General features: G+C 71.6%; 11 protein-coding genes. 5 read left to right on the top strand and 6 right to left on the bottom strand.

The genetic code is table 11. The annotated features are described in order from the left end of the window. Positions 1–517, top strand: a 517-nt coding sequence (locus WA788_RS15415) for an ABC transporter ATP-binding protein (protein ID WP_335977560.1), incomplete at its 5' end; no start/stop codon positions are given. Between the two features lie 117 nt (positions 518–634). Here the strand turns inward: WA788_RS15415 and WA788_RS15410 are convergent. The 6 genes from WA788_RS15410 to WA788_RS15385 form a co-directional block, all read right to left on the bottom strand. Further along, entirely contained in the window at positions 635–1,819 is a 1,185-nt protein-coding gene (locus WA788_RS15410) for an ABC transporter ATP-binding protein (RefSeq protein WP_335977557.1), read from the bottom strand. A gap of 21 nt (positions 1,820–1,840) precedes the next feature. Further along, on the bottom strand, positions 1,841–2,902 hold the full coding sequence (locus WA788_RS15405; RefSeq protein WP_335977553.1) for an ABC transporter ATP-binding protein: 1,062 nt from the start codon (positions 2,900–2,902) through the stop codon (positions 1,841–1,843). A 113-nt stretch (positions 2,903–3,015) separates the two neighbouring features. After that, positions 3,016–3,999: an ABC transporter permease gene (locus WA788_RS15400; RefSeq protein WP_335977550.1), complete on the bottom strand. Its 984-nt coding sequence runs from the start codon at positions 3,997–3,999 to the stop codon at positions 3,016–3,018. A gap of 99 nt (positions 4,000–4,098) precedes the next feature. Next, positions 4,099–5,877 carry an ABC transporter substrate-binding protein gene (locus WA788_RS15395; protein WP_335977548.1) on the bottom strand — a complete coding sequence of 593 codons (1,779 nt, stop codon included), beginning with the start codon at positions 5,875–5,877 and terminating at the stop codon, positions 4,099–4,101. A gap of 128 nt (positions 5,878–6,005) precedes the next feature. Next, positions 6,006–7,037 (bottom strand): ABC transporter permease, encoded by a 1,032-nt coding sequence (locus WA788_RS15390; RefSeq protein ID WP_335977546.1) that lies wholly within the window; start codon positions 7,035–7,037, stop codon positions 6,006–6,008. Between the two features lie 480 nt (positions 7,038–7,517). Further along, positions 7,518–9,752 carry a S9 family peptidase gene (locus WA788_RS15385; RefSeq protein ID WP_335977544.1) on the bottom strand — a complete coding sequence of 745 codons (2,235 nt, stop codon included), beginning with the start codon at positions 9,750–9,752 and terminating at the stop codon, positions 7,518–7,520. 271 nt (positions 9,753–10,023) lie between these two features. Here WA788_RS15385 and WA788_RS15380 point away from each other — a divergent pair, with 271 nt between their 5' ends. The 4 genes from WA788_RS15380 (at position 10,024) to WA788_RS15365 (ending at position 14,121) form a co-directional block, all read left to right on the top strand. Beyond that, positions 10,024–10,218, top strand: coding sequence for a hypothetical protein (locus WA788_RS15380; protein ID WP_335977542.1), 195 nt, complete (start codon positions 10,024–10,026; stop codon positions 10,216–10,218). A 92-nt stretch (positions 10,219–10,310) separates the two neighbouring features. Further along, positions 10,311–11,234, top strand: coding sequence for an N-acetyl-1-D-myo-inositol-2-amino-2-deoxy-alpha-D-glucopyranoside deacetylase (mshB, locus tag WA788_RS15375; protein WP_335977540.1), 924 nt, complete (start codon positions 10,311–10,313; stop codon positions 11,232–11,234). Beyond that, positions 11,231–11,668, top strand: a complete 438-nt coding sequence (locus WA788_RS15370; protein WP_335977538.1) for a DUF6113 family protein — start codon at positions 11,231–11,233, stop codon at positions 11,666–11,668. The genes mshB and WA788_RS15370 overlap by 4 nt, the downstream gene beginning before the upstream one ends. A 152-nt stretch (positions 11,669–11,820) precedes the next feature. Further along, a complete protein-coding gene (locus WA788_RS15365) occupies positions 11,821–14,121 on the top strand; it encodes a hypothetical protein (protein ID WP_335977536.1) in 2,301 nt (766 codons plus the stop codon). The last annotated feature ends 12 nt before the right edge of the window (positions 14,122–14,133 follow it).

Raw genomic sequence — 14,133 nt, 5'->3', positions numbered from 1 at the left:
GCTCGCGCTGCGCCCGGAGATCATCGTGGCCGACGAGCCGGTCTCCGCGCTGGACGTCTCGGTGCAGGCCCAGGTGGTCAACCTGATGGAGCGGTTGCAGGACGAGTTCCAGCTGTCGTACATGTTCATCGCGCACGACCTGTCGATCGTGCGGCACATCGCCGACCGAGTCGGGGTGATGTACCTCGGCAAGATCGTCGAGATCGGCTCGGACACCGAGATCTACGAGCACCCCACCCACCCGTACACCCAGGCGCTGCTCTCCGCGGTGCCGGTGCCCGACCCGGAGGCGCGCGAGCACCGGGAGCGGATCATCCTGCACGGCGACGTGCCCTCGCCGGCCAACCCGCCGTCCGGCTGCCGCTTCCGCACCCGCTGCTGGAAGGCCCAGGAGATCTGCGCGGAGGTGGAACCGCCGCTGGCGGTGCCGGAGGTCTTCCGGGCCACCGCCGGACCGGCCGAGCACCCCTCGGCCTGCCACTTCGCGGAGGAGAAGCAGATCGTGCCGGGCGACTGACCGCGCCCACCGAGTCGCCGGGAGCCGGCACGCGGAAAACGCCAGGGCCGTGCCCGCATCCCTCGGAGGGGACGGGCACGGCCCTGGCGTTCGTGCCGGTCGTGCGACGCTCGGGGGTCAGGCGGTCTTGTCCGCCCCGCCCTCGCCCTTCTCGGCGGCCTTCGCCGCCGCCTCGGCCTCGGCCTCCGCGGCCGCCTCCGCGGCGGAGTCCTCGATCGCGGCCAGCGCCGGGTCCAGGACGATGTCCTCCTTGCGCGCCTCGACCGACGGCTCCTCCGGGAAGTGGCACGCCGTCAGGTGGCCGTCCGCGCTGCCGCTGAGCTGCACCAGCGGCGGCTCCTGCTCGGCGCAGACGTCCTGCGCCTTCCAGCAGCGGGTGCGGAACCGGCAGCCGGACGGCGGGTTGATCGGCGAGGGCACGTCACCGGCGAGCCGGATGCGCTCGCGGCCGTCGTCGTCCGGGTCCGCCTCCGGCGCCGCGGACAGCAGCGCGTGCGTGTACGGGTGGCGCGGACCGCCGTAGATCGACTCGCGGTCGCCGATCTCCACGATCTTGCCCAGGTACATCACCGCGATGCGCTGCGAGAAGTGCCGCACGATCGCCAGGTCGTGCGCGATGAACAGGAACGCGATGCCGAGTTCCTTCTGCACCTTCTGGAGCAGGTTCACCACCTGCGCCTGGATGGACACGTCCAGCGCGGAGACCGGCTCGTCGGCCACGATCAGCTTCGGGTCCACCGACAGCGCCCGCGCCACCCCGATGCGCTGCCGCTGGCCGCCGGAGAACTCGTGCGGGAAGCGGTTGTAGTGCTCGGGGTTGAGGCCGACGATCTCCAGCAGCTCGCGGACCCGCTTCTCGCGGCCCCCGGCCGGGTTGATCCCGTTGATCTCCATCGGCGCGGAGATGATGCTGCCGACCGTCTGCCGCGGGTTGAGCGAGGCGTACGGGTCCTGGAAGATCATCTGGATCTCGGACCGGATCGGCGCCAGCTCCTTGCGGGAGGAGTGCGTGATGTCCTGCCCGGCGTACGACAGCCGGCCGGCGGTCGGCTCCAGCAGCCGGGTGACCAGCCGGCCGGTGGTCGACTTGCCGCAGCCGGACTCGCCGACCATGCCGAGCGCCTCGCCGGCGTCGATGTGGAAGTCGAGCCCGTCCACCGCGCGGACGTTGCCCACCCGCCGCTGGAAGACGAACCCACCCGTGATCGGGAAGTACTTCTGCAGCCCCGTCACCTCGAGCAGCCGGTCACCCGCGCCGGGGCGCGGCTCGGGGACCTTGTCCAGGGTCACCTGTTCAGTCATTGCTTGTTCCTCGACTCCTGGTCAGCGCAGCCGCGGCTGGATCTGCTCGATGAAGATGTCACGCTTCTGGTCCGCCGTGAGGTGGCACGCGGCACCGCGTCCGGCCGGCAGCACCGGCCGCTGTGTGCTGCACAGGCTGTCCGGCACCTGGTCGGTGAACGAGCAGCGCGGGTGGAACGGGCAGCCGCTCGGCGGGTTCAGCAGGCTGGGCGGCGACCCGGGCACCGGCGCGAGCGGCACGTCCACGGACGCGGACAGGCGCGGGATGGAGCCCAGCAGGCCCCACGCGTAGGGGTGCTGGGGCGTCTGGAGGATGTCCCGCACGGTGCCGCGCTCGGCGGCCCGGCCGGCGTACATCACGACCACGTCGTCCGCGGTGTTGGCGATCACGCCCAGGTCGTGGGTGATCAGGATGATCGCGGTGCCGCTCTCCTGCTGGAGGTCCTTGAGCAGGTCCAGGATCTGGGCCTGCACGGTCACGTCCAGCGCGGTGGTCGGCTCGTCGGCGATCACCAGCTCGGGGTCGCAGACCAGCGCCATCGCGATCATCGCGCGCTGCCGCATGCCGCCGGAGAACTGGTGCGGGTAGTCGTCCACCCGGGTCTTCGGGTGCGGGATGCCGACCCGTTCGAGCATCTCGATGGCCCGTGACCGCGCCTCCTTCTTGGAGGCGCCCATGTGCTTCATGTAGGGCTCGGCGATCTGCCGCCCGACCGTGTAGTACGGCGACAGGGCGGTCAGCGAGTCCTGGAAGACCATGGACATCTTCTTGCCGCGCAGCTTCTCCAGCGTGTGCTCGGAGGCGCCGGTCAGCTCCTGGCCGTCGAGGACGATCTCACCGGTGATGGTGGAGTTGCGCGGGTTGTGCAGCCCCAGGATCGCCAGGTTGGTGACCGACTTGCCGGAGCCGGACTCGCCCACGATGCCGAGGGTCTTGCCCCGGTCGAGGTCGAACGACAGGCCGTCGACGGCCTTCACGACGCCGTCCTCCGTGGCGAACTGGACGTACAGGTCGCGCACCGAGAGGAAGTGCTCGGATTCCTGAGGCGTCGGCTCGGCCTCGGGCTTCGTCAGGATGGTCACGGGCGGGGTCTCCTACCGGGTGGTGCGCTGGTGGTCGCGGCTTCGGGGTCCCCCCGCCGGCCGCCGGAGGGGGTGCCCTCCGGCGAGAGCGCGGGGGTGGTGCGGGGCCGCGGTCACGACAGCCTGATCCGCGGGTCGATGAGGGCGTAGCAGGCGTCGATGATGATGTTGAAGGTGACGATCGCGGTCGCGCTGAAGAGCATGACGGCCATCTCCAGCGGCAGGTCGGTCTGCGTCACCGCGTTCACCGCGAGCATGCCCAGGCCGTGCAGGCCGAACGTCGACTCGGTGATGATGGCGCCGCCGAAGACGGAGCCGAGGTCGATACCGAAGATCGTGATGATGGAGGCCGCGGCGCCGCGCAGGGCGTAGCGGTAGAACACGTACTTCGATCCCATGCCCTTGGCGCGGGCGGCGCGGATGTGGTCCTCGGACAGCTGCTCGATCATCAGCGAGCGGGTCTGCCGGCTGTAGTTGGACCAGAAGATCACCGACATGACCAGGCAGGGCAGCACCAGGCCGCTGATCGAGCCGACCGGGTCGGAGGACCAGGTCGGGTCGTGGCCGTGGTCGAGCCAGCCGAGCTTGTCGGCGAAGAGCGCGATGGCCAGCGGGCCGATGAAGTAGATCTGCACCGAGTTGCCGAGCAGCGAGATGGAGCTGGCGACGCGGTCGAAGGTCTTGCCCTGCTGCCAGGCGGCGAGCATGCCCAGGCCGACGCCGATGATCAGGAACGCGGCGGAACCGCCGAGGGCCAGCGACAGCGTGGTCGGGTAGCGGTCGGCGATGGTCGGCCAGATCGCCTGGTCGTTGGCGAAGGAGAAGCCGAAGCAGGGGGCCGGGCAGTTCTGCCCGTCGGGCATGTGCCGGCCGGTGAAGATGCCGGTCATGTAGTCCCAGTACTGCTGGTAGACCGGCAGGTCCAGGCCCATGCGGTGGTGGATGTCCCGCACGATGCCGGGGTTGGAGCAGTTCTTGCCGCACGCGAGCTGAGCCGGGTCGGCGGGTAGTACGAAGAACAGGAAGTAGGTGACGGCGCTGATGGCCACCAGGATCACGATCGCGCCCAAAACGCGACGTGTGAGGAAACGGAGCATCGGTGAGCTCTTCCGTGGGGGCGCGGGCGGCGGCCGCGCGGTCAGATCCGGGGGCAGCCGGCCCAGGCGGTCGCCTGGGCCGGCTGCCCGGTTGTCGGACTACTGCTTGACGTACACAGTGTTGGCGTTGACGGCGCCGATGACCGAGTTGTAGGTCACACCACCCAGGCCGGAGCCGTAGATGTTGAAGTACTTGTCGAAGAGGAACGGCACTTGGGCCGTGTCCTTCGACAGGGAGTACTCCGAGAGCTTCTCCCACTCGGCGGTCTGGGTCTTGACGTCAGCGATGTTCTTGATCCGCGTGATCTCGCTGTTGATGTGCGAGTCGTTCAAGAACGAGTAGTTGTTCGTGCCGTCCGTCAGGTTGGTGCCGTCCATGGTCGGCGGGACCACGGTCGACGCGTTCGGCCAGTCCGCGCCCCAGCCGGTGCGGTAGATGTCGAACTGGTTGTTCACCTTCCCGACGACCGTGTAGTAGGAGGTCGCGTCGATCGGCTTGCGCACGACCTGGAAACCGGCCTTCTCCAGCGCGTTGGCGATCGTCAGCGAGACCGTGGACCACTTCGGCACGTTCGCGTACGGGAAGACCAGCTTCGGGTGCGGCTGACCGGCCTCCTTCAGCAGCTCCTTGGCCTTCTCCACGTTACCGGTCGGCTGGGTGAGCTTGCCGAACGGGTCGTACTTCTTCCACCCGGAGATGGTCGGGCTGAGCAGCGTGGTGCCGAGGTCGCCCTGCGGCGAGCCGCCCATGGCCTGCTGGACCTGCGACATCGGGAACGCGTAGGCGATCGCCTGGCGGACCTTCGGGTCGGTGATCCGCTTGGTGTTGATGTCGAGGGTCTCGACGTACGGCTGGTACTGGTTGACCGTGCGCGCCTTGTACTCGGCGTCGGTCGTCAGCTTGGCCATCTGCGAGGTGTCCGCGACACCGGACAGGTCGAGCGCGTCCTTGTCGGTGCCCGAGCCGGCCATGATCCGCTGGGTCAGACCCGGCTGCTGGATGCCCAGCTGGAAGTTCCACGAGTCCGGGTAGGCGTTGCGGATCGGGTCGGTCTTCGGGTCCCAGTACGGGTTGCGCTTGAAGACCAGCGACTTGCCGGGCTTGTACGACGCGATCTCGTACGGGCCGGAGGAGACCGGGTGGTTGTTGTACCCGGCCTTGTCGTCCTTGGACTTCTCCACCGGAGCCGTCACCGGCATCGCCATCGCGTAGGGCGCGTCGGCGTGCGGGGTCTGGAAGTGGAAGACGACGGTCTTGTCGTCCGGCGTGGCCAGGATGCTGTCCGGGATCTCCTTACCGTCGTAAGGGCCCTTGTACGCGTCCTTGAAGTTGGTGCCGTACATCCAGCTCTGGAGGTAGACCGGGCCCTGCGTGACGAAGCTCGAGAACAGGCGCTCGATGCTGTACTTGACGTCCTTGGACGTGATGGTGCTGCCGTCCTGGAACTTCAGGCCGTCCTTGAGGGTGAACGTCCAGGTCTTGCCCCCGTCCGACATCTTGCCGGTGTCGGTGGCCATGTCGCCGACGAGGATCGTCTTCCCGGTCTTCGGGTCGATCTTGTACCCGGTGAGGGTACGGGCGTAGAGCGGGGAGACCGACAGCTGGTCGCTGACGTACTGCTGGGCCGGGTCCAGGTAGTCGAAGCCCGCCTGGTCCAGGTCCTGGACGGTGCCGCCCTTGGTGGCGCCCGCGACCGCGGGGGCGGGGCCGGTGGAGTCGGCGGCGGTGCCGAGACCGTAGTTCGGAACCGGTGCCTTGCTTGCGCCCCCTGTGCTAGGACCGGTGTTGCCACCCCCGCTGCTGCACGCGGAGGCGGTCAGCGACAGAGCTCCGACGGCCGCGACGGCGGCCACCAAGCGAGCTTTGCTGTGTCTCATGAAATCCTGCCTGTCTGGACTGAACTGCCACTGATGCCGACGCCCGGCGGCCGCGTGCACGGACCGGTCCGACGACCTGGACAACTGGAACGATGAGCTATCAGGCCCGCACCCCGGGTACCGGCCTGCTAGCGAAGGGTCTTGGGGTCGAGAGCATCCCGGACCGAGTCCCCGAGCAGGTTGAAGGCGACCACGAAGATCACCATCGCGATGCCGGGGAAGAACATGAAGGTGATGTCACTGTCGTAGAACGTCGCGCCGGTCTGGAACATCAGGCCCCAGTCCGGCGTGGGGTCGACGATGCCGACGCCGAGGTAGGACAGGCCCGCCTCCGCCGTCACGAAGACCGGGAGCATCAGGGTGGACTGCACCAGGATGGTGCTCCAGATGTTGGGCAGGAGCTCCTTGCTGATGATCCGCCACGAGGAGGCGCCGCTGATCCGGGCCGCCTCCACGAACTCCCGCTCGCGCAGGCTCAGCACCTGGGCGCGTACCAGGCGGCCGATGCTCATCCAGCCCAGGATGAACTGCACCCCGATCAGCACCACCGGGCGGACCCACCAGGACTCCTGCTCGCCGGGCTTGACGAAGAAGAGGATCACGACCGGGGAGAACGCGATGAAGAAGAGCTGGCTGGGGAAGGACAGCATGAAGTCGGAGAACCGGCCCATGAAGTAGTCGGTCTTCCCGCCGAGGTAGCCCTGGGTCAGGCCGAAGAGCACGCCGACCCCGACCGCGAGCACGGTGACCGCGAGCGCGATCAGCAGCGAGGTGCGGATGCCGTAGAGCAGCAGCATGAACACGTCGCGGCCCAGGCGCGGCTCGATGCCGAACCAGTGGTCGGAGCTGATGCCGCCGTTCGGCTTGATCGGCAGGCCGAACCCGTTCAGCAGGCCGTCGTCCTGGCCGTACAGGTCGTAGGCGTTCTTGCCGTAGAGCTTGCCGATGAGCGGCGCGCAGAGCGGCACGATGATGAACAGCGCCACGACGACCGCGCAGACGATGCCCGTCTTGTCGCGCTTGAAGCGCATCCAGGCCAGCTGACCGGGGGTGCGTCCGGCGAGTTCAGGGGTGCCCTTCGTGCCCGGGGTGCCGGAGTTTCCCTCGGGCTCGAGGGTGAGGCTGTCGCCATCGGCGGCAGCCTGGCTTGGACTCGTCATCTGGTTACTTCCCGGGGCCGAGAGCGTCAGTGCGACGCGGGTTGCGCGTCATGGGTTGAGCGGACTTTCGCAATGGAATCAACTTCCAGTCAAGGGGGGAAGGAAGGAAGAAAGCTTGTTGTTTGGCATCTTGAGCGAAGGTTTTGCAGATTGGTGTCCGTACGTGCTTGACAGTGGTCAGTTGAAGCGGACATTGCGGACTTAGTGGTACGTAGTGCGTTTACATGCAAGCAACTTTTCTGTCGCAGCTCCGATATACGGACCGAGCAGTCTGAACAACGTACGGCCGTGCGGGTGCCGTAGGCCGGTCGGGGCCCGTTCAGGCGGGTCCCGACCGGCCGTTCCGCTTAGGGCCCGTCGTCTGGATCTCCGCGGTGTGGAGTTGGCGCCGGGTTCGAGTATCACCACCCGACCGGGCGACAACGAAAGAAGCCCCCGACACGACGTGTCGAGGGCTTCGCGCGCGCGGGGGCGGCGCGGCTACCGCCGCGGGCGGGTGCCGAGGGCGCGGCGGAGGAAGTCCACCTGGAGCAGCAGCAGGTTCTCCGCGACCTGTTCCTGCGGGGTCATATGGGTGACCCCCGACAGCGGCAGCACCTCGTGCGGCCGCCCGGCGGCCAGCAGCGCGGTGGACAGCCGCAGCGAATGGGCGACCAGGACGTTGTCGTCGGCGAGGCCGTGGATCACCATCATCGGCCGGGCCGGCTCCGCGGCCCGCACCAACCCGTGGTCGCCCACCAGCGAGTTGGCCTCGTAGACCTCGGGTTGCTCGCGGGGGTCGCCGAGGTAGCGCTCCATGTAGTGCGTGTCGTACAGCCGCAGGTCGGTGACCGGGGCGCCGACCACCGCCGCGTGGAAGACGTCCGGGCGGCGCAGGGCGGCCAGTCCCGCGAGGTAGCCGCCGTAGGACCAGCCGCGGATCGCCACCCGTCCCAGGTCCAGCGGGTACAGCTCGGCGACCGCGTGCAGCGCGGCCACCTGGTCGGGCAGCGAGACCCCGGCGAAGTCGCCCGCGATCGACTTCTCCCACTGCGGTGAACGCCCGGGCGTGCCGCGGCCGTCGGCCACGATCACCGCGAAGCCCTGGTCGGCGAACCACTGCGAGACCAGGTGCGGGTTGTGCGCCGCGTGCACCCGCTGGCCGTGCGGCCCGCCGTAGGGGTCCATGAGCACCGGCAGCGGGCCGTCGCCCTCCTGCCAGCCGGTGGGCAGCAGCACCGCGGTCGGGATGCGCGCCGGGCCCGCCTCCAGCAGCCGCGGACGCGCGGTCAGCGACGGTGTCTCGGCATGGGAGGCGATCCGGGCGACCTCGGCGCCGTCGCGCAGCACCCGGGTCACCGGGCCGGGCCGCTCCGGCGTGGCGGACGTCAGCACCGTCAGGCCGCCGGAGCGCACCGCGGTGTGCACACCGGGCTCGGCCGAGACGCGGACCGGGGCGGCCGGGGCGCTGCCGCCGGGCACCCGGTAGACATGGATCTCGCCGATCTCCGGCGCGGCCGCGGCCTGCCCGGCGGAGGCGCTGACCAGGAAGTCCCCGTCCCCGGTGTCCAGCAGCGCCCGCAGGTGCAACTCCGGTCCGGTCAGGGTCAGTTCGCCCACCTTCAGGGCACGTGCTCCCGATGCGTCGGTGATCGTGACCAGCTCGCCGGCCGGGGTCAGGACCGGCACCCCAGGGAAGAGATCAAGCCAAGTTGGATCTTCCTCGACGGCCAGGGCCTTGGTCGCGCCCGAGGCGGTGTCCACCGACAGATACGCCTGGGAGCGCTGGTCCCGGGCCTGCACCAGCAGCAGCGGCGGGCCGGCCGGCGACCAGTGCACCGACGCGAGGTACGGATAGCGGTCGCGGTCCCACACCACGTCGGTGCGCGAGCCGTCCAGGCCGAACAGCGCGAGCGCCACCTCCGCGTTGGGCGTGCCGGCCTGCGGATAGGCGACCTCGACCGGGGCGCGGTCGGGGTGCGCGGGCTGCGAGATCCACCAGTGCTGGACCGGCGCCTCGTCCACCCGGGCGACCAGCAGCGCGCTGCTGTCCGGCGCCCACCAGAAGCCGCGGCTGCGGCCCATCTCCTCGGCGGCGACGAACTCCGCGAGCCCCCAGGTGACCGACGGGCCGTCCGGCTCGGCGAGCGCGCGGTCCGCGGCATCCCCGCCCGCATCCGCGCCCCCCTCCGTGCCCGCTCCTGCGTCCGCCTCCGCGCCCCCGCTGGCGGCCACCCGCAGCGCGCCGCCCGCCGTGTACGCCACCCAGCGGCCGTCCGGCGACGGCCGCGGGTCCACCACCGGGCCCGGCACGGCCAGTTCGCGCACCGCGGGCGCCCCCTCGCCGCCCGCGCCCCCGGCGGCGGTCAGGTCCGCCACGAACAGCCGCCCCGACAGCGCGAAGGCGGCCAGCTCCACCGCGCGGTCCACCGCGAAGGCCACCACGCCCGCGGAGCCCTCCCGGCTGCGCTCGCGCCGGGCCCGCTCGGCCGCGGGCAACTCCTCGCCGGCGCCGCCCAGTACGGCCGCGGGATCGGCCACCAGCCGCTCCACCGGGTCCTGCGCGCCGCCCGCCGGCAGGTCCAGCACCCACAGCAGCTGCTCCCGCTCGGTGCCGGAGCGGGAGCGCACGAACGCCACCCGGTCCCCGCCCGGCGCGATCGCGAACGCCCGCGGCACCCCGAGGGTGAACCGCTGTGTCCGCGCGTGCTGCCGTGGGAATGAGAGGTACGTCATACCCGCGACCCTAGAGGGTGGCACCGACAATCGCCCCCGTATTACCGCCCGGCCGCGCCCGCGCGACGCTGACCTGGCCCTCTGCCGTACCCCGTGGTGTCGCCCACGGCCCTTACCGGACACGGCGGTTGGCTGGATCTGTTCATGCGCCCCCACGTGCTTCCGTGCTCCGACTTATGCGGTCGCACGGAAAGTTATGATCCGTAGCCGTGGGTGGGTAATAAGCATGTGGCAACTGACATGGACCCTGCGTATGAGGAGGTGAGCCGCTGTGGCACTCTCGATTTCGGCGGTGCTGCTGCTGCTGATCATCGTGGTTCTGCTGATCCGCCGTTCGGGGCTCAAGGCAGGGCACGCGGTGGCCTGTACGTTGCTCGGCTTCTATCTCGCCAGCTCCTCGTGGGCTCCTCAGATCACCAACCTCACCAGCAACGTGGCGCAGACCATCTCCAACATCAAGATCTAGGTCCGGTCCGGGTCCGGGTCCGGAGCAGGGGCGCGCGGGTGGCGGCACGGGCCGCTGCCCGGGTCCGGCGTGCGGCGCCGTAGGCTTCCACCATGACCGATGCTCCCGGCGGCACCCCCGAGCGGCGCCTGCTGCTCGTCCACGCCCACCCGGACGACGAGACGATCAACAACGGCGCCACCATGGCCAGATATGCGGCCGAAGGAGCCCTCGTCACCCTCGTCACCTGCACCCTCGGCGAGGAGGGCGAGGTCATCCCGCCGGAGCTGGCGCACCTCGCCGCCGACCGCGACGACACCCTCGGCGCCCACCGGATCGGCGAGCTGAGCGCCGCCATGGCCGCGCTGGGCGTCACCGACCACCGCTTCCTGGGCGGCCCCGGCCGCTACCGGGACTCCGGGATGATGGGCGTCGCCCAGAACGACGACCCGGCCTGCTTCTGGCGCGCCGACCTCGACGAGGCGGCCGGCCACCTCGCCGACGTCATCCTGGAGGTCCGCCCCCAGGTCCTGGTCACCTATGACGACAACGGCGGCTACGGGCACCCGGACCACATCCAGGCGCACCGCGTCGCCATGCGGGGCTGCGAACTCGCCGCCGGGCGCGGCCACCGGATCGACCGGGTCTACGAGACCTGCACCCCCCGCTCGGTCGTGCGGGCCGGGTTCGACCGGCTCGCGGCCCGGGGCCGGGACATCCCGTTCGCGGGCGTCGCGACCCCGGACGACATCCCCGGCGTGGTCGACGACGCGCTCGTGACGGTCGCGGTGGACGGCTCCGCGTACGCCGACCGCAAGAGGGCCGCCATGCGGGCGCACGCCACGCAGATCGCCGTCGACGGGCCCTTCTTCGCGCTCTCCAACGACCTCGGCCAGCCGTTCTTCGCCGTCGAGTACTACCGGCAGGTGCGCGGCGCGCCCTCCGGGCGGGCGGACGACCTGTTCGGGCCGGGACCGGGCGGCGCGGAGCGGGCCGGGGCCCGCGGCGGCGACAAGGCCGCCGGAGGTGTGCGATGAGCCGCCCCGCCGCCGGACGCGGCCCCGTACCGACCCGCACCCCCTTCGTCGGGCCGCTGTCCAGCCACCCCCGCGGCACGCAGGGCGCCCGGATCGCCGGGTACGTCGTGCTGGCCGTCCTCGCGGTCGCCGTCGCGGTCGCCGGCGCCCTGGTGCAGGCCGCCTGGGAGCCGGGCGGGCTGCTGCTGGCGCTCGCCGGGTGCGTGGGCCTGTTCCTGGGCGGCGGGCGGATCACCGGCACCCGGCTGGGCACGGTGGTGCCCGCCGCGGTCTGGCTGATCAGCGTGATCCTGCTCAGCGGCTCCCAGCCGGAGGGCGACTTCCTGCTTGCCGCGGGCATCGGGCCGTATGTCTACCTGCTCGGCGGGGCGTTCGGCGCGGTGATCTGCGCCACGCTGCCCCAACTGCCCCCATCCGGCACGAATAGGACCTGACTTGGCGGGCAGGGGCCGCCGCATGGTTGGGTGTGGCCCAGCGTTCCGCCGGACCGCAGCCGCCTCAGCGCACAGGTCGGTATGGTGGGTGCGCCGGCGAGCCGCCCGCCAAGTGACGCGCCGGGCGGCGTGGAAAACCGGGAGAGCCTGCTTTGAGTCGTGAAACTGACAGTTCGTCCTCCGGTCCCCAGGGACGCGGCGGTGCCGCGTACCCGTCAGGGACCCCGCCTTACGGCCCCCGCCCCTTCCCGTCGCTGCACCCGCAGGAGCGGCCGCGCACGGCCGACGAGGAGCCGGACGGCGCCGCCGGGGCCGAGCCGGGCCGCGAGGCGGACCCTGACGAGCCCAGGACCGAGACAACGCTGACCACCCGGATCAGGATCAACATCCCCGGCTCCCGGCCGATCCCGCCGGTCGTGATGCGCACCACCGTCGAGGAGGGCGCGAACGCCCCCGCGCCGCCGGGCGCCGACGCCGCCACCGGCCCCGCGGCCCGGCCCGCCCCCGGCGAGACCGCCGACGGCGGGCCGGGCGGCGAGCCGGAGCAGGAGCGCGCCGACAAGCCGGAGCAGAAGGAGAAGACCAGCGACTGGTTCGCGCCGCGCAAGCCGGTCGGGTCCTCCGGTGCGGGCGCGGGCTCGGCAGCGGGCTCGGGCGCCGCACCGGGTACGGGCCCGGGCGCCGGCAACGGCCCCCAGGGCGCCGGAGCGCAGAGCGGCGCCTTCCCGGCCGCCGGTCCCGGTGCGGCCCCGGCGGGCTTCCCCGCGGGCGCAGGCGCGACCGGCGACGGCTTCTCCGAGGGCTTCTCCGGCGACGGCTTCCAGAGCGACTTCCCGCCCGGTGCCACGCCCGCGGGCGGGTTCACGGTGCCGCCCGCCGCCGGCACCGCCGCCGGGGACGCCCCGCGCGCGGACGACCCCTTCGCGGGGCCGTACGTCGAGGAGTTCGCCGACCCCGACACCGGCACGCAAGCGATCCCGCAGGCGTACCTGCCGCCGCCGGTGGGTTCGCCGTTCGACGACGGCCCGAGCGCGCGCGGCCCGCATGACACCCCCTCGGGCGGCTTCGCCGCGCCCTTCGAGACCCCGGGCGGCGCCCAGCAGGGCGCCGGGGCCCTCCCGTTCGGCACCGAGGACTTCCCGCCCGGGGTGCCGCGCGGCATCCCCACCGACCCGTACGCGGCCGGCGGCGCCCCGCTGCCGCCGGCCGGCCCCACCACCGGCCCGGCCACCGGCGACATGCCGGTGCCCCCGGTGACCGGCGACACCGGCGAGCACGCCTTCCGCCCGCCCGCCCCGGCCGGCAGCCGGCCGCTCGGGAAGCGGACCGCGAGCGACACCCTGGTCGGCGGCATCCCGCCGGTGCCGGCCGAGGACCGCCGCCGTGCCGCCGGGCCGGAGAGCGGACCGGGGTCCGTGCCGCCGCCGGGACCGCCGGTGCCGGGCGGCCCGGCCGCGACCTCCCCGTCGGCGCCGGCCGCGCCCGCCAAGGCCGCCAAGCCCGTCAAGAAGGGCCGCTCCAAGCCGGCGCTGCTCGGCGCGGGCGTGGTCGTCGTCGCGGTCGTCGTCTACGGTGCCGGGCTGCTGATGAACCACTCCGACGTGCCCAAGGGCACCACCGTGCTCGGCGTGGACATCGGCAACACCAGCCAGGCTGCGGCCGTCAAGAAGCTCGACACCGCGCTCGGCAACCGCGGCAGCGCGCCGCTGACCATCACCGTCGGCGGCAAGCAGCACTCCCTCAAGCCGTCGATCGCGGGCCTGTCCATCGATACCGACGCCACCGTCCGCGAGGTCGCGCACCCCGACTACAACCCGGTCTCCGTGGTCGGCTCGCTCTTCGGGCAGACCCAAACCGCGGCCCCGGTGATAGTCGTCGACCAGGACAAGCTGAAGGCGGCGCTGCAGACCGTGGCGGGCCCCTCCGGCACGGGGTCGGACGGCATGGTGCGCTTCGAGGACGGCAAGGCCGTCGCGGTGCCCGGCAAGGCCGGCCAGGCCGTCGACGTGAACGCCGCCGCGACCCAGGTCTCCGCCGCCTACCGGCTGCGGGCGGAGTCCGGCCGCAACACCCCGATCGACCTGCGGGTCACCACGGTGCAGCCGAAGGTCACCCAGGCCACGCTCGACAAGGCCGTCAACGGCTTCGGCAAGACCGCGATGATGGGCCCGGTGCACATCATCGCCGCGGGCCGCGACGTGCCGTTCAACAAGACGCTGCCGCAGTTCCTCACCATGCAGGCCACGCCCGACGGCCAACTCGCCCCGCACATCGACCTGAAGGCGCTCCAGCCGCTGTACGGCAACTCCTTCGACGGAGTGGTGCTCAAGCGCGGTGACGGCTCGAAGACAGCGGTCACCCCGCAGGACGTCGCCACCGCGCTGATCCAGGCCCTCAACTCCAAGACCACCGCCGGGCGGAGCGTGACCCTGCCGGACGCCGAACTCGGCTGACGCCCGCGGCCG

The organism is Streptomyces sp. CA2R106 (assembly GCF_037034245.1).
In the GTDB taxonomy this organism is placed as follows: domain Bacteria; phylum Actinomycetota; class Actinomycetes; order Streptomycetales; family Streptomycetaceae; genus Actinacidiphila.
Note: the sequence above shows the minus strand (reverse complement) of the source record. Positions and strands in the feature narration are given on the sequence as shown.